The organism is Staphylococcus delphini (assembly GCF_900636325.1).
Lineage (GTDB): Bacteria > Bacillota > Bacilli > Staphylococcales > Staphylococcaceae > Staphylococcus > Staphylococcus delphini.
In genome coordinates, this window is sequence record NZ_LR134263.1 from 811,715 (window position 1) to 831,297 (window position 19,583).

The window sequence follows — 19,583 nt, forward strand, 5'->3', positions numbered from 1 at the left end:
TAAAATCAAAGGCGCAAAAATAAATAACAACGCCAAATACAACTTCCAATCTATATTTTTTAGACGAGCCATAACATTTCCACCTTCACATTGATATTTTAATCGTACCAAATGTCTCATCATCATCCAATTAATAAAAAAATAATATAATCATTTCATGCTGAATGGTCATTTCACCGTGAGTAATTTTTCTAACACCATTTCGTGAAATCGCTTTCTATAAAAACAGAAAAATGTGTATAATGATTTTTAAGGAAAAGTGAAAAATGATATTGAAGCATCCTAGTGCCTATCATATTATATTTATACACAATAAAGAATAAATATAAATCATAGGGGAGAGGGATTCAAATGGAAAAGAAAGTCAAAGTTAAAAAAGATATCAGTGTATGGTACGCTTTGTTAACACTTGCGATTATGATTAGTGCGATGCTATACACAGTTGTTAAGCTTCAACAGCCGCCCCACCTGCCTTTATTAATTGGAACATCTGTTGCGATTATCATTACAATGGCGCACGGTTATCGTTGGGAAGAAGTTGAAGAAATGATGTATAAAGGGATTCGTCATGCTTTACCCGCTGTCGTGATTATTATGCTCGTTGGTTTGATTATCGGGGCATGGATTGGCAGTGGTGTCGTTGCGGCAATGATTTACTACGGTTTAAAATTGATTTCCCCTACATATTTCTTAGCTGTAGTCGTGGTCATTTGTGGTATCGTATCGTTAGCAATCGGCAGTAGTTGGTCTACGATGGCAACGGTCGGTGTGGCATCAATGGGTATCGGTATGAGTATGGGCTTGTCACCAGGTATGGTTGCAGGAGCAGTAATATCGGGCTCATATTTTGGTGATAAAATGAGCCCACTTTCAGATACGACCAACCTTGCCTCAGGATTAACGAATGTCGATTTATTTGAACATATTCGTCACATGTTTTATACGACAATTCCAGGTTTGTTGATTTCATTAATTATTTTCTTTGTGATGGGACAAATGTATGGCAGTGATCATTTAGAACAACAAAAAATTGATACGATTATGAACGGTATTCAAGATGCATTTGTCATTTCACCGTGGTTGTTGTTAATACCTCTCATTGTCATTGTTGCTGTTGCATTCAAAGTGCCAGCCATTCCAGCAATTGTTTTAGGGATTGTGTTAGGATTCTTTACCCAAATTTTTGTACAAGGCGATACACTCGTTAACGCGGTAAAAGTGTTACAGACAGGCTTTACAATCGATTCAGGTAATCAAACGATTGACGAATTGTTTAATCGTGGTGGTCTCGAATCGATGTTCTATACGATTTCGCTGACATTGGTTGCGATGACGTTCGGTGGCTTATTGGAATATTCTGGCATGTTAAAAGCGCTGATTTCTGTCGTATTAAAGTTTGCGAAAAATACAGGTTCATTGATTGCATCTGTTATCATTTCATGTGTCGGGACAAACTTATCTTGTTCTGAACAATATATTTCTATCATCGTGCCGTCTCGGATGTATGTCTCAACATTTATTGATAAAGGACTCCACCCTAAAAATTTGTCACGTGCATTAGAAGATGGAGGAACGTTGACATCTGTATTTGTCCCTTGGAATACGTGTGGTGTGTTTATCTTTACGACATTAGGCGTTTCTGTCAGTCAATACGGACCATTTGCGATATTGAACTTTATTGTGCCAATTATTTCGATTATTTACGGCTTTACAGGTTTTAAAATTATTAAATTGTCACCAGCTGAAAAAACGTATTATCAACAACAAGAAGCAACAAATTAAGCAAACACTGAAAATGATATATGAAATGAAAAACGGGTATAATAACTAGAAAGAGGTGATGATATGCCAATCGTTTATTACGATGATCGTTGTATTTATTGTTATAATTATGCCATTTGGTTAATACGTCATGGACTTTCTAGAAGTTATCAGTTTGTGCCGTTAAAAAGCACAGCAGGGGAGGCGTTGAAAAAAGCGCACCCTGAAGTGTTGGATTATAATAGTGTGGTACTCCAAGAAGGGGACCATCTCACATTTCAATCTACAGCGATTGCGAAATTGATTTTTACGTTAGATGGTTATAAGTGGTTAGCTGCATTACTGTGGCTCGTTCCAAAACCGTTGCGTAATTTAGGTTATCAATTGTTTGCGGATAACCGTGATAAAATGTGGAAAACGACTTGGGCCAAAGCCAATACCTATGAACAGTCTTTTTTTAAACAAACCCAAGTGCCTACAAAAGAATAACTAAACTAGTAAAAACCCCGATAATGGCTTTCATGGTTATCGGGTCTTTTTTTATTTCTGTTTACGGGGTGTCTGTTACAAAAATAATGATTCATAATCAGCTCGAAGCGTGAGTACATCATAGTCATCTATAATTAATAAAACGAATGCATCTTTTTGTCGATAAAAAAACGTCTGAAACAAAATTGAGTCATAAAAAAACCACCTACATGTTTATGTCAGGTGGCTTTTTTCATCATTATTCAGCGATTTCTAATGCGACTTCCATCATTTGTGTGAATGAATTTTGACGCTCTTCTGCTGTTGTTGCTTCATCGCGAAGTAAATGGTCACTTACTGTGAAAATACCTAATGCTTTTTTACCTGCTTTAGTCGCATTTAAATATAAACCTGCAGATTCCATTTCAACACCTAAAATGCCCATTTCAATCCATTTTTGGTTGAAGTCTGGGTTCGCATTGTAGAATGTGTCAGAAGATAAAATGTTACCTACGTGGGCACGCGCACCAATTTCATCTGCTTTTTCTTTCGCTTTCACAACTAAATCAAAGTCAGCGAGTGGTGAGAAGTGACCTGGAATTTGGAATTGATCAACGTAATCTGAGTTGGTTGATGCACCTTGACCAATAATAATATCGTAAAGTTGAATATCTTCTTGCATTGCGCCACAAGAACCGATACGAATAATTGTGTCTACATCAAAGAAATTGTATAGCTCATATGAATAAATACCGATACTTGGAATCCCCATACCTGATCCCATAACAGAGATTTCTTTTCCTTTATATGTACCTGTATAGCCAAACATGTTACGTACGTCGTTAAATTGCTCAACGTTTTCTAAAAAGTTTTCAGCAATAAACTTTGCACGTAATGGATCACCTGGCATTAAGACTGTTTTTGCAATTTTTTTACCATTAGGTTGAATGTGTGGTGTGCCTTGAGTCATCTAAAACATCTCCTTAATTCGTTATTATCACTTTAAAGATAACAGATGTATCGTTAAATGTCGACGAAGTTTTGAAGGGAATGCATGAATAAAAGTTGATGCATTGACAAATCATGAGGAATGCTTTCGTTTCACCAATCGGAGTCATTCGTATATAATAAAAGCGTATACAACAATATGGTAACTATAAAATGATATAGAAAAGAGGGAATAGCCATGAGAATGGTGGATATTATTGCTAAAAAAAGGGATGGACATGCATTAACGAAAGAAGAAATTGAATTTGTTGTCAATGGTTATACAAATGATGACATTCCTGATTATCAAATGTCTAGTTTAGCAATGGCAATTTTTTTCCAAGATATGACTGATGAAGAACGTGCATACTTAACGATGGCAATGGTGGAATCAGGTGACCAAATCGACCTTTCTAACATTGAAGGGATTAAAGTCGACAAGCACTCAACAGGTGGTGTAGGTGATACAACGACACTTGTTCTTGCGCCATTAGTTGCCGCATTAGATGTGCCAGTTGCGAAAATGAGCGGTCGTGGGTTAGGTCATACGGGTGGCACGATTGATAAATTAGAATCAGTAGAAGGCTTCCACGTTGAAATTTCAGAAGAAGAGTTCGTAAAGTTAGTGAATGAAGATAAAGTAGCGGTTATCGGTCAAACAGGTAATTTAACACCAGCAGACAAAAAGATTTATGCGCTTCGTGACGTCACAGCGACAGTGAACTCTATTCCATTAATTGCGTCATCCATTATGAGTAAAAAAATTGCTGCCGGTGCTGACGCGATCGTATTAGACGTTAAAACAGGTAACGGCGCATTTATGAAAACGGTTGAAGATGCTGAACAATTGGCACATGCCATGGTTAAAATTGGTAACCAAGTTGGACGTCAAACGATGGCGATTATTTCTGATATGAGCCAGCCACTCGGTCGTGCGATTGGTAACGCGCTCGAATTACAAGAAGCGATCGATACGTTGAAAGGTGAAGGGCCTGAAGATTTAACAGAACTTGTCTTAACTTTAGGTTCTCAAATGGTCGTACTTGCTCAAAAAGCGAAAGATTTAGATGAAGCACGTGGTATGTTACAAGAAGTGATTGATAACGGTAAGGCACTTGAAAAATTCAAAACGTTCTTAAGCAACCAAGGTGGAGACGCATCTGTTGTCGATGATCCATCAAAATTACCAACAGCACAATATCAATTTGAATTACCGGCCAAACGTAGCGGTGTTGTTTCAGAAATGATTGCCAATGAAATCGGTATTGCTTCCATGATGTTAGGTGCAGGTCGTCAAACAAAAGAAGATGTCATTGACTTAGCGGTAGGTCTTGTATTGAACAAAAAAGTCGGTGATCGTGTTGAAGAAGGCGAATCATTATTGACGATTTATGCGAATAGTGAAGATGTAGAACAAGTTAAACAAAAATTGTATGATAACATTACGATTTCAGACCACGCAGAACAACCACAGCTTATTCATACAATCATTACTGAATAAAGGATGATAGGATGAAACAATTAGGTAGAATCGTATTAGGTCTCGAATTTATGGCCATTGGTGTCTTGCATTTTACGAAAGAGCGCCAATTTAGAAATATTGTGCCAGCGTATTTACCTTTACGTAAAACAGCTGTACTTGTGACAGGCGTTTGCGAAATTGTGATCGGTGCGTTGTTAGTGTTACGACGCCCGTCAGACGCATTGAAAAATTGGATTAATGCATTTTTACTCGCCGTTTTTCCAGCCAACATTTATATGGCACGTAAAAAATTGCCGTTAGGTGACAAACCATTATCGGATACTGTGAGATATGGACGTCTCCCAATGCAATTTGTACTTATGTATATCATTAAAAAATTATAGTAAAAATAAACCGAGGAACCACACAGTGAAAGTCGTGTCGTTGCTCGGTTTTTTGAATGCTTATTTACCTGTACCAAAGACGTCATGCCATTGGTCACGTTGATCTAAAAAGACTTGGGCGATTTCTTTTGCACCTTCTAATGAGTGTGAAGCAGCCCAACCGCATTGAACTTCATTGCACGCAGGGACTTCTTCAGCGGCTAAAACATCTTGTAACGTTTGTTCGACAATGTTTAACACATCATCATAATCGGTATGGTTAATGAAAGAGACGTAGAACCCTGTTTGGCATCCCATTGGACTTAAATCGACAACCTTGTCTGAATGGTTACGAATATTTTCAGCCATTAAATGTTCTAAAGAATGGAGTCCAGGCATTTCCATATGTTCTTTGTTCGGTTGTTTGAAGCGAATATCATATTTGTAAATGTCATCTCCATTGAGCCCTTGAATTTTACCCGCAAGACGAATATATGGCGCGACCACTTTCGTATGATCTAAGTTAAAACTTTCAACGTTCATTTTTGGCATTGGTATGACCTCCTTCATGTTTAAATCCATTTTAACATATTCCAATCAAGATGAAAGGGGACGACAAAGTGTTCACATGCCGATATAATAGGGAAAGGAGCTTTAAACCTATTATTACGAGTCGTTTAATAGGGATTAAGGCTTTAAAAAATTTTTTTGTGACACAGCATAAAGGCGTCTCGAAATGAAAATGTGATGCAAAAAGGGTGAAATATAGTATGAAAATTTTGAAGAGTGTTAAAAATAACATGACAAAGTGCAGAAAATTCGTTAAAATAATTACAAAATTGAATCAATATTTATCAAGAGTGGTGGAGGGAATTGGCCCGATGAAACCCAGCAACCTCATCGTACGGCGATAAAGGTGCGAATTCCAACAGTGTAAATGCTGAAAGATAAATGAAGGCAGAGGTGTTATCACATATATACATCAGTCACACTTATCAATGTTTGTGTTGGATGTAAATGGGGATAACATTTTTTGTTTAAGGAGGAGTAACACGGTGACAACGGTAGAGCAACGTATTTTAGATTATATCGATCAACATAGATGGGCTTATATAGATATGAGTCATCAAATTCACGGACGTCCGGAACTCGGTAACGAAGAAATTTTTGCATCACGTTTGCTGATTGAAAATTTGAAGGAACATCATTTTGAGATTGAGCGCGACATTGCAGGACATTCTACAGGCTTTATTGCGACATATGATTCGGAAATTGAGGGACCGACTATTAGTTATCTCGCTGAATATGATGCATTGCCAGGTTTAGGGCATGCGTGCGGTCATAATATTATTGGCACATCAAGTATGTTAGCAGCGGTTGCATTAAAACAAGTGGTAGATGACATTGGCGGTAAAGTCATTCTATTCGGTTGTCCGGCAGAAGAAGGTGGCGAAAATGGGAGTGCGAAGGCATCATACGTACGAGAAGGGCTCTTTGATGACGTCGATATTGCTTTAATGATCCATCCGGGTAATGAAACGTATCCGACCATTCCAACACTTGCTGTAGACGTACTAGATATTAAATTTTACGGCCAAAGTGCGCACGCTTCAGAAAATGCTGAAGAAGCACGCAACGCTTTAGATGCGATGTTGAGCTATTTTAATGGGGTCGCACAACTCCGTCAACACATTAAAAAGACTGAACGTGTGCATGGGGTCATTTTAGATGGCGGTCAAGCAGCGAACATTATTCCTGACTTTACGCATGCGCGCTTTTACACACGTGCTACGACAAGAAAAGACTTAGATGTCCTCACTTCAAGAGTGCATGATATTGCGCGTGGTGCGGCGATACAAACAGGATGTGATTTTGAATTTGAACCGATTCAAAATGGCGTGAATGAATTCATTAAATCACCGTTGCTAGATCAATTATTTGAGCATTATGCCACGGAACTCGGTGAAGAAGTCAGTCATGATGATTTTGGTTACGGTTCGACTGATACGGGGAATGTCAGTCATGTCGTGCCAACGATTCATCCACACGTCAAAATTGGACCAAGAAGTTTAGTCGGTCATACCCACCGTTTTCGTGAAGCAGCCGCTAGTCCAATGGGGGATGAAGCACTCATTAAAGGCGCGAAAATGATCGCATTAATGGGGGCTAAATTAATACAAGATCAAACGTTATTAGCAGAGATACAAAAGGAGCATCAACATAAAAGGGAGAAATGACAAAATGGTACACAATATTCAATATCGAAGTCAATTAACCATGGGAGAAATTTATGACACGAACATCGTTTACACGTCTAGACCCTCATATGTTTCGAATCCTTGGCTCGCACCAGATGAACATCAATCCAACTTTTTAACAGGGCGTGAATTACTAATTGCACAATTGCCAGTCATCGTGCACGAAGCGAGTGTCACTGACAAATTACAACAGTTATTCCAACTCATAGGGCGAGACATTCCAGAAAATGTCATTACGTTTCACGACCAAGAAAGCTATGAATACACATTAAAACAACTGACAGAAGAGCAATCACGTTTAATTTATTTCCAATATGTCCATGGAGATAATATTGTTGACGCGAAGCACTATGCGATGGACAAACAGTTATTCAAAGACTTAAACAATAAGTCATTCATTCCGAAATGGACAGGTGGCCAATATATACCTGAGCGTGAAATTGTCGCATTTCAAGATTTCAAAACAGCAGTCCGACAATGGGAATTGCCACTCGTTATTAAACCAGGAGACGACTTGCCGACAGCAGGGGGGTACGGCGTCATGATTTGTTATAACGAGGAAGATTTGGAGAAAGCCATCGCACGTGTTGAACAAGCAGAAGCAGCGACAGACACGTTAATCATCGAACAATGTATCGAAGCTGTCGATAACTATTGTGTCCAATTTGCGTGGCACCCCGAAGACGGTATCGTGTACTTAGGTTCTGCCAAGCAATTGACGAATGCATATGGCTTTTATAACGGCAACATTAATGCGATCGATGTACCAGAACAAGTGATCCAAGCGGGTTATGAATTTATGGACATCGCTGTGAAAAAAGGATTTATCGGCATTGCAGGCTTTGATTTACTCGTCGATCAACAGGGCGATGTGTATGCCATTGATTTGAATTTTAGACAAAACGGATCGACAAGCATGTTGTTGCTCAAAGATACACTCACAGGGCCGCATCACAAATTTTACAGTTATTTTGCGAACGGTGACAACGAGCGCTTTTTCGAGGCGGTCCGTCATTTCGTGGAACAAGGCGTCCTTTATCCACTGTCCTACTATGATGGGGATTGGTATGAATCGGAACACGTCAATTCAAGATTTGGGTGTATTTGGCATGCCGACAGTCCAGAACAAATCGAGGCGTATGAAAAACAATTTATAGCGCGTGCAGGCTTATAAAACACGATCCACTGAGGTATGTTATAGTTGAAAGAGAACATACCATCGAAATTTGACGAATAGCGATGTCTCGTTTATATTTGTCAGTGATTTTGATTGGAAAAGGAGCAGAGTCATGTCATACAAGAATGAGCGTTTTTATAAAGATATACTTACAAACGAACAATTTTTTATAGCAGTCAAAGATAAAAAAATGATTAAGCACCGTTATAATGACAAATTGTTATTTTGCTTTTGGACACGTGAATCGTTAGCCAAAGCGTATTTAGAAAATTTGAATATTGAATACGACAAAATTAAAACAATGGATATTGACCGTTTTGCGACTTATGAATTAGACGAAATGTTTGATGAAGAAGATGAAGCATTGGTCAACGTGACGAATGATGCAGAAGGCCATGAAATTAAAATTGTAGAAGCCACAAATGATTTGATGACAGATCTAGACAACATTCGTATTCGTGAATTTGTGCAAGATGTGGCGAAAACAGATACCGTTTATGGTTTGAGTCAAAAAGACGACCATCAATTTATGATTGTTTATGATGAAAACGACAACTTTGATCAGTCGCATTTTATGCCAGTTTGGAGCTTGCGTAAACGTGCTGAAAAAGTAGCGGAAGAAGATTTCGAAACGTTTGAATTGATTGATGTAGAAGGCGAAGTGTTTGCGGACTGGTTGGATGAGTTGCGTGATGACAATCGTTATGTCGCAATTGATGTAAAACCAGGCGTAGTCGGTACCATCGTCTCAGCGCAAAAACTCGCCAATGAATTAACGTTTTAGAAGTGATAATGCGCATTACATCGCGAAACAACTGATTTTGGGAGTTGTCACTTAAAAGATGTAAGTATAAGGCATATGGCAAACCGTTTCATGATGAGAGGCTGAGATGACAATATCTCAGCCTTTTTTAATTAAGATGTGGGATGAAATGATTAAAAGCATAACTAAAAGGGGAGATTGCATTTCTTTATAGTGACTTTTAAAACATTGAATAGAAAGCCAATTGAGATGGATAACATAAAAAATGGATGATCTTCATTTTAAAGATTGTCCCCCATGCCTACGATTAAAAATATATGGCGTCATAAGAAAAAGCTAGGTACGTCTCCATTCCGCCTAGCTTTTTAACTATTTAAAATCTATTTAAGTACGATGTGTATATTAAGATTGAGTATGCTTTTATAAATATAGCGACCCTAATGCACCTGAAAAGGCACCATTTTGTAAATAATGCGGCTTAAATCCTCTTAAAATCGTATAATCCGTCACTACCTTTTGAAGCAATGGATTATCTTGGAATGACGACCCAATATATACCACGTCTTCCACTTGATGTTCTCTCGCCACATGAATCGATACAGTTGTCACACTTTCGCCGACAACCCCGATGACAGAAGCGATTTTGTCAGCATTCGTAAATGTTTTGTCCATATTAAGCAACACATGGCCGAAGTTTGCCGCTGTCAGTTCTCCAGAAATCGGAGGCGTATCATTTTTATAAATATGTTTAACTTTTAAATCAATAATTTCACGATCACCTTGTTGCGCCATCTCAGTTAATTTTTGATAATCTGTAATACCCGTTAATAAATAACCGAGGCCTTGAATCATGCCACCGCCTGTACCGATGCCACCGACACGTTTTTGTCCCTCATTGTCAGACAAATGAAGGGATGTCCCAGTACCGACATTCGTGAAAATATATTGCTGAATATGAATATTTTGTTCTTCTAGTAAGATTTGTACGCCCTTTGCAGCTGCATCGAATTCAATGAAAAGTTGTGGTTCGCAATCGAGTAATTCACTTAAAACTTTCGCATTGCCCCCTGTCATATGAATATCTTCGCACGCTTGTTGATTCAACCAGTTTGCTACAGTTTCAAGTGATGTCGTGGGATAAGTTTTAAAACTACGCTCACCGTCTTGTTCAATCACAACTTTGATTAACGTCCCACCTGCATCGATACCTATTCGCATATCTGTCACCTCAAAATAATTGTTTATCACCAATATATACTATATGATAATGACGAAATTACAAGACTAAATTTGTTAAGAAATGAAGGTGTGAACGATGCAATTAAGTCCATATATCATTGTTAGTGATGTGGAAGAAGCGGCACAATTTTATCAGAAGACATTTGGTAGGGCGCTGAAACGTTTAAATGAGCATGAGGGAAAACTGCTTTTCATGCAGAGTTAGAAATGACAGCGGGCATGACATTACATTTATCTTCAAATTATGGGAAACCGATTGAACGGCAAGGCTACCATTTAATTTTAACTTTTGATCAATTAGCGGAACAACAACGGATTTATGAGGCGTTAAGTGAAGCAGGGGGTCCTCATATGCCGCTTCAAAAAACATTTTTCGGTGCCATACACGGTCAAGTTACCGATCGCTACGGCATCAACAGGCTCATGAATTATTTTGAATAAAGATAAAAAAGGAGCTAGGACATTAAGTTTCCTCAGCTCCTTTACTATATTTTGTTGTGTATACCAAGGGATGGGGCTTTAAAATTTTTGATGCTATTGATGCAATATTTTTGTTAAACTTGCCCTCCCTATGATTTGTGGCTTTAGATTGCCTTCATGGCTTCGCTTTCTAGGGGCTGAGGGGAGGTTGTGACAAAAGCGCTTAGGATTTGAGCAGAACAGAGCGATGAGCAAAATTGATTTCCAAATTTTGCCGAAATCGCGGGAGTTCTGTCGAAAATCCTGCTTTTGGAACACCGTTTATTGATTCCCAGCGCACCCATTCATTGTGGATTTTGGGAGCAGTACAGAAATCTCATATGAAATAAAGATTTTGTCGTACTGCCCCCGCAAGGCTGACTAGACTTCTCAAAAGTGCAAACATTGAGAAGTCAGACAGCTACTGCGATAAACAGCAACCACTATTAAAGTAAAGAAGCGACTGTCAGCGGTACGCACGCATCCCCTCAGGAGTCTCAGCCTTCTGGGCAATCTTATATTAAACACAGCGAAACTGAGGGCAAGTTTATGAAATCAATAAATCAATAGCATCAATGTTTGATCCATTCATCCTCATTTTCCAACTACTTTAAAATCATTTAATCAGTCAAAAATATATGAATGGATTGAGACTTGAAATTTTTATGTGTTATCCCCTTTACTAATGTTGAAATGCTGCGGTGTGAATAAGTTCGCCTATCACATCTCATTATCGCGCTCACGTTCTTCAATGGTACGAGAAAAGTCTTTTTCATCATCAATATGCGTCATTTTAAAATGCTTCGTATGCTCACGTCTCAACGCATTCATCAATGAAAAAATCATCAATAACAAAATAATCGAAAATGGCAATCCTGTTACGACTGATGCGGTTTGTAAACTTGTCAGACCTCCAGCAACAGTTAATGCAACAGAAATAGCACCAATTAAAATCCCCCATACCATTTTATGTTTACGCTTCGGATTTTCAACGCCACCAGTCGCCATACCTGAGACAATATGTGTGGTTGAGTCCGCACTCGTCACGATAAAAGTAAAAATTAAAATAATGGCTAATGCACTTGTCAATTCGTATAACGGAAACTTACTTAATAATTCAAATAGCGCCACCGTATAATCTTGATCGACAATTTTTTCAATTCCATCTTGATGATGCAATGCCCAATTAATCGCAGTGCCACCAAACCCTGAAATCCATAAAAATGAAATACAAGGTGGAATAATTAAGACGCCGACGATAAATTCGCGAATCGTTCGTCCTCTTGAGACACGAGCGACGAAACCACCTATAAATGGCGACCACGAAATCACCCATGCCCAGTAGAAGACGGTCCATTTTTGAATCCATGAATTGTCACCCGTATAAGGATCCATACGTAAACTATACTGTATGAAATGTGTCAAATAGTCCCCGATTGAAACGGTGAATGTTTCGACGATAAAACGTAAATCCCCGAAAATATAAATAAACAACAATAACAATGCACCAATAATAATATTTAAGTTACTCAGCCACTTCACGCCGCGATTGATCCCTGTTAATGCAGAACCGAGGAAAATGAGTGTCATCAGTAACGTAATTAAAATTAATGTGAGCGACGTGTTCGGAACTTTAAAGACATGGTTCAAACCACCTGCAATTTGTAAAATCCCGAGACCGATTGAAGTCGCAATCCCCATGACCGTCGCAATAATAGCCAAAATATCAATGACGTTACGAAATGGACGTCGATACGTCTCACCAAAAACAGGTTCCATTGCAGTAGAAATCAGACCATCACGATTTTTTCGGAATTGGAAATAGGCAACGATCAAACCACTCATCGCGAAAATCGACCATTGCGAAATCCCCCAATGGAAAAAAGTATAACCCATCGCAAGTCGTGCAGATTCTACCGATTGACCGTCGACCGATTTTGGAAACGGTGAATGCAAGTAATGGGTTAACGGTTCAGCCACGCCCCAAAAGACAATGCCGACACCTAAACCAGCCGAAAAAAGCATACCGATCCAGGACATAAATGAAAATTCTGGTTCTTCATCATCGCGGCCTAATTTAAATCGGCCATATCTCGAAAGTGCTAAGAAAATTAAGAAAATATCGAGTACAAAAACGATAATTAAAAAGAGCCAGCCAAAGTTTAAAGCTAACGCATCATATGTATTTTGGGCATATGCGCCAAATGTTTTAGGAAAGATGGCTGCTAATAAAGTGAGAATTAAAATAATACTGAACGAAACGGTGTAAACAATATTGCGATTCTTTTTCTTTAAATTGTTGTGTTTGTTCATGTGAACCCCTTTCTTAATGCCACGAAATTGAGAGATAATAAGAGTTGAAGATAACAATGAGGTCGCTAATGATAAAAGTTCTAAATTATCTCTATAAATAATTGTTTGAACCCCTTTAATTATGTCAACATTATATATGGAGAATAAAAAATAAAGGGATGGTCAAAATAATGACAACAAAAAGTAAACGCTTTGATGATATTACTATACAATTATATGATAAGCAATACCGTGATGCGTTATATCAATTCGAATTAAATGAACGACAACGCATCTATTCTTCATTACCCAAAGAAGTTTTAGATGATGCATTAAATGATGACAACAGAGTCGCGAATATCGTACTGAATGACCAAGATGAAGTGATTGGTTTTTTCGTATTACATCAACATTATCAACACGAGGGCTATGACACGCCATATGAAGTGGTGTACATCCGTTCGTTATCCATTAATGAAGCGTATCAAGGGAATGGCTACGGCACGAAAATTATGATGACTTTACCAGAATATGTGCAAATGATTTTTCCGGATTTTAATCATTTGTATTTAGTCGTGGATGCAGAAAATGAAGCGGCTTGGAATGTGTATGAACGTGCGGGCTTTATGCATACGGCAACGAAAGAAGAGGGACCTATCGGCAAAGAGCGTCTTTATTACCTCGATTTGGACCATAAATATGTATCCTCATTAAAACTCATCAAAAGCGAGGATTCGAAAGCAGGACCGATTGAAATTGTTAACTTCATTTTAGACGAACAAAAGGTAGGATTTTTAGCGATTGAAGCATTTAATGAACGACTGATTATTCGCGCACTTTACGTCGATGATGCACATAGAGATACGGGCATTGCGCAAAATGCACTGCGTCAATTGGCGACATATGTACGCAAAGAAAATCATGATATTAAAGTAATTGAAGTCACATTGTTTGGACCTAATCATCAACTGACACCGCTGTTTGTGAAAAGTAATTTTGTGGAGACATTGACAACGGATGATTATGTCACGTTAGAAAAATATATTAATTATTAGTGGTGTGTATCATCATTCATACACCTGCCAATCCTCAAATCATTTCATATGACTTCGAAAAATCTCGCTGAAAACATTGCGAAATCATCAGTAGTGATTTATAATTTAATTTTGTTAAAGTCGATGTTTAATAAGGGATGGGAGACAAAAATTTTTGATGCTATTGATGCAGTATTTTTGTTAAACTTGCCCTATTTTTAAGGTTTATGCTTTTTGATTGCCATCATGGCTTCGCTTTCCTAGGGACTGAGGGGAGGTTGTGACAAAAGCGCTTAGGATTTGAGCAGAACCGAGCGATGAGCAAAATTGATTTCCAAATTTTGCCGAAATCGCGGGAGTTCTGTCGAAAATCCTGCTTTTGGAACACCGTTTATTGATTCCCAGCGCACCCATTCATTGTGGATTTTGGGAGCAGTACAGAAATCTCATGTGTAACAAAGATTTCGTCGTACTGCCCCCGCAAGGCTGACTAGACTTCTCAAAAGTGTATACGTTGAGAAGTCAGACAGCTACTGCGATAAACAGCAACCACTATTAAAGTAAAGAAGCGACTGTCAGCAATATGCACGCATTCCCTCAGGAGTCTCAGCCTTCTGGGCAATCTTATATTAAATACAGAAAAAACGAGGGCAAGTTTATGGAACCAAGAAAACAATAGCATCAATTTTGTCTCCATTTACTCTCATTTTTCCGACTGCTTTAAAGTCATTAATGAAGCATAAATCTTTGAATGGATTGAGGCTTGAAATTTTCTATGTCCCAAACCCTACGAATGTAGCGCAACATAATCAAAAGGTGACGGTCATGCGCACCTGTTTTTTACAAATTGAAATATCCGAATGAACAGAAATGTTAACCTTTGAAAGGAAGATGTGCTGATGAAATTACAAGATTACACACAAGAAATGGTTGATGAAAAATCATTTATCGATATGGCTTATACGCTTTTAAGTGAACAAAATGCAACGATGAACCTTTATGATATTATTGATGAGTTTAAACGTATTGGTCATTACGAAGATGCACAAATTGAAGACCGTATCGTTCAATTCTACACAGATTTAAATACGGATGGTCGTTTTTTAAGTGTAGGCGATAACGTTTGGGGACTTCGCGATTGGTATTCAGTAGATGATATAGAAGAAAAAATCGCACCAACAATTCAAAAATTCGATATTCTTGATGAAGATGATGAAGAAGATAAAAACTTAACATTATTAGGTGAAGATGATTTAGATGGCGATGACAACATTCCAAATCGTACTGGCGATCAAGAAGATTTAGATGATCCTGAAGATGAACGTGTTGAAGATGAAATTGAAGAGTCAGACCTCGTAGTTGAAGAAGACGAAGAAGACATCGATGAAACATACGATGAAGACGATGAGCTTGAAGAAGATGAAGAGGAAGAAACGTTTTAATTTCTGATTTCTAAATAAAGTTTATTGACTTTTTACGACAACATGATAAAATTTTATTCGGGCTCCTTTAATTAGGACGGATAAATAAATGAAGACGATAGAAAGTAGTGATGGCTCTGAAATAACGAGTCTCATCTATCGTTAAGGTTCCCCTTACAATCATGATATTGTGAGTGGGAACTTTTTTAATTTTATGAAACATTGCGGACGTTAAGTGATTCTAAAATGATAAAAGTGACCGTGTGTTCATTAATGTGACGTGTTGGCTATACGATCTTCACCGCACTGCAACGACCACAACTTTTAAAATTAAGAATGCAGTCCCGTACATCATCAATGATTGGTATACAAATTCACCCCTACATTTTGAAAGGTACTTCTGACAACAAACGAGGAGGAAATGGAATTATGACTAAATTTATTTTCGTAACTGGTGGCGTGGTTTCATCATTAGGTAAAGGGATTACAGCCGCTTCACTAGGACGCTTATTAAAAGATAGAGGATTAAAGGTGACAATCCAAAAATTTGATCCATATTTAAATGTGGATCCAGGTACAATGAGTCCATATCAACACGGGGAAGTTTTCGTGACGGATGACGGTGCTGAAACGGACTTGGACTTAGGTCATTATGAGCGTTTTATCGACATTAACTTAAACCAATACTCTAACGTAACAGCTGGGAAAGTCTACTCACACGTGCTACAAAAAGAGCGTCGTGGTGATTACTTAGGTGGGACAGTCCAAGTCATTCCACACATTACAAACGAAATTAAGTCACGTTTGTTACTCGCTGGGGAAAGTACAAATGCAGATGTTGTCATTACTGAAATCGGGGGGACAACAGGTGATATCGAATCGTTGCCATTTATTGAAGCGATTCGCCAAATTAAGAGTGACTTAGGACGCGACAACGTCATGTATGTGCACTGTACTTTATTACCGTACATTAAAGCAGCAGGTGAAATGAAAACGAAACCGACACAACATAGTGTGAAAGAATTGCGTGGTTTAGGGATTCAACCTGATTTAATCGTTGTGCGTACAGAATATGAGATGACGCAAGACTTAAAAGACAAAATTGCATTATTCTGTGACATTGATAAAGAAAGTGTCATCGAATGTCGTGATGCAGAATCACTTTATGAAATTCCGTTACAATTAAGTCATCAAAACATGGACGATATTGTTATTGAACGTTTAGGACTACATGTGGATCGCGATACACAACTGGATGAATGGAATCATTTATTACGTGTTGTGAATAACTTAGAAGGTAAAGTGACAATTGGTCTTGTCGGTAAATATGTGTCACTCCAAGATGCATACTTGTCAGTAGCTGAGTCACTCAAACATGCGGGTTACCAATTCATGAAAGATATCGACATTCGCTGGATTGATTCAAGTGAGGTTAACGATGACAACGCTGCTGAATATTTATCAGATGTCGACGGTATCCTCGTGCCAGGTGGTTTCGGTTTCCGTGCAAGTGAAGGTAAAATTTCAGCGATTAAATATGCACGTGAACAACAAATTCCGTTCTTCGGTATTTGTTTAGGGATGCAGCTTGCGACAGTCGAATATGCACGTCACGTTGTTGGCTTAGAAGGTGCACATTCAGCTGAGTTAGATCCAAATACACCATATCCAGTGATCGATTTATTACCAGAACAAAAAGATATCGAGGACTTAGGCGGTACATTACGTTTAGGTTTATACCCATGTACGATTCAAGAAGGCACATTAGCTGAAAAAATCTATGGTAAAACTGAAGTGGAAGAACGTCACCGTCACCGCTATGAGTTCAACAACGAATATAGACAACAACTTGAAGCAGCAGGCATGATCTTCTCAGGTACAAGCCCAGACGGTCGTTTAGTCGAAATGGTGGAGTTAAAAGAACATCCATTCTTTATCGCATGCCAATTCCACCCAGAGTTTTTATCAAGACCAAACCGTCCGCAACCAATCTTCAAATCATTCATTGAAGCGGCATTGTTACAACAAAATAAAACGAAATAATACACATTGCAGTCTTATGGAACTTTCCATAGGGCTGTTTTTTTGATTTTATAGGCGAAACATTGTTTTCAAAAGTGACACTCAAATGATGACATGCAGGATAGAAAATTAAATGAACGATTTTACCTAAAAAAGGTAGCTTACATTAACATTCTTGGTATCTTTTGCTATATTTAAAATAACGATTATATTTAAGGTGGAATTTTGAAAAATGGCAACGATTGGATTTGAAGAAAAGTTATGGCAAGCAATTAATAGTTGAAGTGACAAGGACGGTTGAGGTAATCAGTCACTGTTGTTTGATTAATATTCAATATTGATGTGAAAGCCTTTACAAAATTGTAAAAATGCGATTGACAAACGTTGTGACAATGCCTAAAATTTACATGAAATTAATATTTAATTAATAATTAAGGGGAGGGGTACCTATGTTGAAGTTTTTAAAACCGCCTACAGCTGCAGCACCTGTGTCAGAAAATCAACAAGATGAGACGTATAAAAAATTAAGGTTACAAGTGTTTATCGGTATCTTTTTAGGCTATGCAGGTTATTATTTGTTGCGTAAAAACTTTTCTATCGCGATGCCGTACTTAGCGGATATGGGCTTTTCAAAGGCAGAACTCGGTTTTGCGTTATCCGCGATTTCTATTGCTTATGGTTTTAGTAAGTTTGTCATGGGGACGGTCAGTGATAGAAGTAACGCGCGTATCTTTTTAACGTTAGGTCTTGTGTTAACAGCTATCGTCAATTTACTGATGGGTTTTATTCCGGCGTTAACGTCAAGTGTGACCATCATGTTCATCATGTTATTCCTCAATGGTTGGTTCCAAGGTATGGGATGGCCGCCTTCAGGTCGTGTGCTCGTACATTGGTTTAGTGTGAGTGAACGTGGAAGTAAAACAGCAATTTGGAACGTCGCACATAACGTCGGTGGCGGTTTAATGGCACCGATCGCATTGTTTGGGATTTATTTAACAGGTTCATTGAGCTTTGGTTATTTACAAGGCTTTGAAGGGGCGTTTATTTATCCGGCGTTACTTGCGATTATCATTGCGATTGCGTCATACGTTTTAGTACGTGATACACCACAATCAGTCGGTTTACCATCAATCGAAGCGTACCGTGATGATTATCCGACACAAAAGAAAGAGACATTCGAAACAGAATTGACGACGAAAGAGATTTTATTCAAATACGTCCTTAACAACAAATGGGTGTGGATTATTGCGATTGCGAATATTTTCGTCTACTTTGTCCGTTATGGCGTGTTAGACTGGGCACCGCTCTATTTAAGTGAAGTGAAAAGCTTTGATATGAAAGAATCAGGCTGGGCATATTTCTTATATGAATGGGCAGGTATTCCAGGTACATTGATCTGTGGTTGGTTATCCGATAAAGTATTTAAAGGCCGTCGTGGTCCAGCAGGCTTTATCTTTATGATTGGTGTAACGATTGCGGTTGTCGTATACTGGCTCAACCCACCAGGCAACCCACTCATTGACAACCTTGCATTAATTACAATTGGCTTTTTAATTTATGGTCCAGTCATGTTAATCGGTTTACAAGCATTGGATTATGTACCGAAAAAAGCAGCGGGGACTGCAGCCGGTTTAACAGGTTTATTCGGTTACCTCGGTGGTGCTGTAATGGCGAACATTGTGATGGGTGTGATTGTAGATCATATGGGCTGGAGTGCAGGATTCATTTTATTAACAATCATTAGTGTGTTAGCAATGATCAGCTTCCTCTTCACGTGGAATAAACGTGGACAAGAAGTCGTACATTAGCATATATAAAGGGCAAGTATCTTTTGAAGAGGTACTTGTCTTTTTTTGT

At 38.3% G+C, this 19,583-nt stretch carries 16 protein-coding genes and 1 riboswitch; of the genes, 12 read left to right on the forward strand and 4 right to left on the reverse strand.

Translation table 11 applies throughout. The features are described from left to right. Nucleotides 1–351: 351 nt before the first annotated feature. Both nhaC and EL101_RS03625 read left to right on the forward strand, forming a co-directional pair. Complete coding sequence (nhaC, locus tag EL101_RS03620; RefSeq protein WP_096598028.1) at nt 352–1,782, forward strand: Na+/H+ antiporter NhaC; 1,431 nt, start codon at nt 352–354, stop codon at nt 1,780–1,782. A gap of 63 nt (nt 1,783–1,845) precedes the next feature. Then, nucleotides 1,846–2,250, forward strand: a complete 405-nt coding sequence (locus EL101_RS03625) for a thiol-disulfide oxidoreductase DCC family protein (protein ID WP_096598026.1) — start codon at nt 1,846–1,848, stop codon at nt 2,248–2,250. A 238-nt stretch (nt 2,251–2,488) separates the two neighbouring features. On the opposite strand, the gene deoD is transcribed toward EL101_RS03625, so the two are convergent. After that, on the reverse strand, nt 2,489–3,199 hold the full coding sequence (gene deoD, locus EL101_RS03630) for a purine-nucleoside phosphorylase (RefSeq protein WP_019165775.1): 711 nt from the start codon (nt 3,197–3,199) through the stop codon (nt 2,489–2,491). Nucleotides 3,200–3,415: 216 nt separating this feature from the next. Between deoD and EL101_RS03635 the strand changes: the two genes are divergently transcribed. Together EL101_RS03635 and EL101_RS03640 are read left to right on the forward strand one after the other, a co-directional pair. Continuing rightward, nucleotides 3,416–4,717 carry a pyrimidine-nucleoside phosphorylase gene (locus tag EL101_RS03635; protein WP_019169564.1) on the forward strand — a complete coding sequence of 434 codons (1,302 nt, stop codon included), beginning with the start codon at nt 3,416–3,418 and terminating at the stop codon, nt 4,715–4,717. Nucleotides 4,718–4,728: 11 nt separating this feature from the next. Beyond that, nucleotides 4,729–5,082, forward strand: a complete 354-nt coding sequence (locus tag EL101_RS03640; RefSeq protein WP_096598024.1) for a DoxX family protein — start codon at nt 4,729–4,731, stop codon at nt 5,080–5,082. 60 nt (nt 5,083–5,142) lie between these two features. Here EL101_RS03640 and EL101_RS03645 read toward each other — a convergent pair whose 3' ends face one another. Next, nucleotides 5,143–5,613, reverse strand: a complete 471-nt coding sequence (locus tag EL101_RS03645) for an S-ribosylhomocysteine lyase (protein WP_096598022.1) — start codon at nt 5,611–5,613, stop codon at nt 5,143–5,145. 296 nt (nt 5,614–5,909) lie between these two features. Beyond that, nucleotides 5,910–6,015, forward strand: a riboswitch (SAM riboswitch). A gap of 164 nt (nt 6,016–6,179) precedes the next feature. Here EL101_RS03645 and EL101_RS03650 point away from each other — a divergent pair. From EL101_RS03650 to EL101_RS03660, 3 genes are all read left to right on the forward strand, one after another. Continuing rightward, nucleotides 6,180–7,298: a M20 family metallopeptidase gene (locus tag EL101_RS03650; RefSeq protein ID WP_096598063.1), complete on the forward strand. Its 1,119-nt coding sequence runs from the start codon at nt 6,180–6,182 to the stop codon at nt 7,296–7,298. A 4-nt stretch (nt 7,299–7,302) separates the two neighbouring features. Next, nucleotides 7,303–8,493 carry an L-aspartate--L-methionine ligase LdmS gene (gene ldmS / locus EL101_RS03655; RefSeq protein ID WP_096598020.1) on the forward strand — a complete coding sequence of 397 codons (1,191 nt, stop codon included), beginning with the start codon at nt 7,303–7,305 and terminating at the stop codon, nt 8,491–8,493. 115 nt (nt 8,494–8,608) lie between these two features. Beyond that, entirely contained in the window at nt 8,609–9,280 is a 672-nt protein-coding gene (locus EL101_RS03660) for a DUF2750 domain-containing protein (RefSeq protein ID WP_096598018.1), read from the forward strand. Nucleotides 9,281–9,679: 399 nt separating this feature from the next. Here the strand turns inward: EL101_RS03660 and coaW are convergent, their stop codons facing one another. Then, complete coding sequence (gene coaW, locus EL101_RS03665; protein WP_096598016.1) at nt 9,680–10,477, reverse strand: type II pantothenate kinase; 798 nt, start codon at nt 10,475–10,477, stop codon at nt 9,680–9,682. Nucleotides 10,478–10,717: 240 nt separating this feature from the next. Here coaW and EL101_RS13455 point away from each other — a divergent pair, with 240 nt between their 5' ends. Further along, nucleotides 10,718–10,939, forward strand: coding sequence for a VOC family protein (locus EL101_RS13455; protein ID WP_240622762.1), 222 nt, complete (start codon nt 10,718–10,720; stop codon nt 10,937–10,939). A 738-nt stretch (nt 10,940–11,677) separates the two neighbouring features. Here EL101_RS13455 and EL101_RS03675 read toward each other — a convergent pair. After that, nucleotides 11,678–13,270, reverse strand: a complete 1,593-nt coding sequence (locus EL101_RS03675) for a BCCT family transporter (RefSeq protein WP_096598014.1) — start codon at nt 13,268–13,270, stop codon at nt 11,678–11,680. 170 nt (nt 13,271–13,440) lie between these two features. On the opposite strand from EL101_RS03675, the gene EL101_RS03680 reads away from it, so the two are divergent. The 4 genes from EL101_RS03680 (at nt 13,441) to glpT (ending at nt 19,534) form a co-directional block, all read left to right on the forward strand. Next, nucleotides 13,441–14,304, forward strand: coding sequence for a GNAT family N-acetyltransferase (locus EL101_RS03680; RefSeq protein ID WP_096598012.1), 864 nt, complete (start codon nt 13,441–13,443; stop codon nt 14,302–14,304). 878 nt (nt 14,305–15,182) lie between these two features. After that, nucleotides 15,183–15,725: a DNA-directed RNA polymerase subunit delta gene (gene rpoE, locus EL101_RS03685; protein ID WP_096598010.1), complete on the forward strand. Its 543-nt coding sequence runs from the start codon at nt 15,183–15,185 to the stop codon at nt 15,723–15,725. A gap of 408 nt (nt 15,726–16,133) precedes the next feature. Then, on the forward strand, nt 16,134–17,747 hold the full coding sequence (locus tag EL101_RS03690; RefSeq protein ID WP_096598008.1) for a CTP synthase: 1,614 nt from the start codon (nt 16,134–16,136) through the stop codon (nt 17,745–17,747). A 431-nt stretch (nt 17,748–18,178) separates the two neighbouring features. Then, entirely contained in the window at nt 18,179–19,534 is a 1,356-nt protein-coding gene (gene glpT, locus EL101_RS03695; protein WP_373364889.1) for a glycerol-3-phosphate transporter, read from the forward strand. The last annotated feature ends 49 nt before the right edge of the window (nt 19,535–19,583 follow it).

Excerpts from the sequence above, each read along its gene's own strand:
- nhaC (WP_096598028.1), top strand. The coding sequence starts at position 352 with ATGGAAAAGAAAGTCAAAGTTAAAAAAGATATCAGTGTATGGTACGCT.
- EL101_RS03625 (WP_096598026.1), top strand. The coding sequence starts at position 1,846 with ATGCCAATCGTTTATTACGATGATCGTTGTATTTATTGTTATAATTAT.
- deoD (WP_019165775.1), bottom strand. The coding sequence starts at position 3,199 with ATGACTCAAGGCACACCACACATTCAACCTAATGGTAAAAAAATTGCA.
- EL101_RS03635 (WP_019169564.1), top strand. The coding sequence starts at position 3,416 with ATGAGAATGGTGGATATTATTGCTAAAAAAAGGGATGGACATGCATTA.
- EL101_RS03640 (WP_096598024.1), top strand. The coding sequence starts at position 4,729 with ATGAAACAATTAGGTAGAATCGTATTAGGTCTCGAATTTATGGCCATT.
- EL101_RS03645 (WP_096598022.1), bottom strand. The coding sequence starts at position 5,613 with ATGCCAAAAATGAACGTTGAAAGTTTTAACTTAGATCATACGAAAGTG.
- EL101_RS03650 (WP_096598063.1), top strand. The coding sequence starts at position 6,180 with ATGAGTCATCAAATTCACGGACGTCCGGAACTCGGTAACGAAGAAATT.
- ldmS (WP_096598020.1), top strand. The coding sequence starts at position 7,303 with ATGGTACACAATATTCAATATCGAAGTCAATTAACCATGGGAGAAATT.
- EL101_RS03660 (WP_096598018.1), top strand. The coding sequence starts at position 8,609 with ATGTCATACAAGAATGAGCGTTTTTATAAAGATATACTTACAAACGAA.
- coaW (WP_096598016.1), bottom strand. The coding sequence starts at position 10,477 with ATGCGAATAGGTATCGATGCAGGTGGGACGTTAATCAAAGTTGTGATT.
- EL101_RS13455 (WP_240622762.1), top strand. The coding sequence starts at position 10,718 with ATGACATTACATTTATCTTCAAATTATGGGAAACCGATTGAACGGCAA.
- EL101_RS03675 (WP_096598014.1), bottom strand. The coding sequence starts at position 13,270 with ATGAACAAACACAACAATTTAAAGAAAAAGAATCGCAATATTGTTTAC.
- EL101_RS03680 (WP_096598012.1), top strand. The coding sequence starts at position 13,441 with ATGACAACAAAAAGTAAACGCTTTGATGATATTACTATACAATTATAT.
- rpoE (WP_096598010.1), top strand. The coding sequence starts at position 15,183 with ATGAAATTACAAGATTACACACAAGAAATGGTTGATGAAAAATCATTT.
- EL101_RS03690 (WP_096598008.1), top strand. The coding sequence starts at position 16,134 with ATGACTAAATTTATTTTCGTAACTGGTGGCGTGGTTTCATCATTAGGT.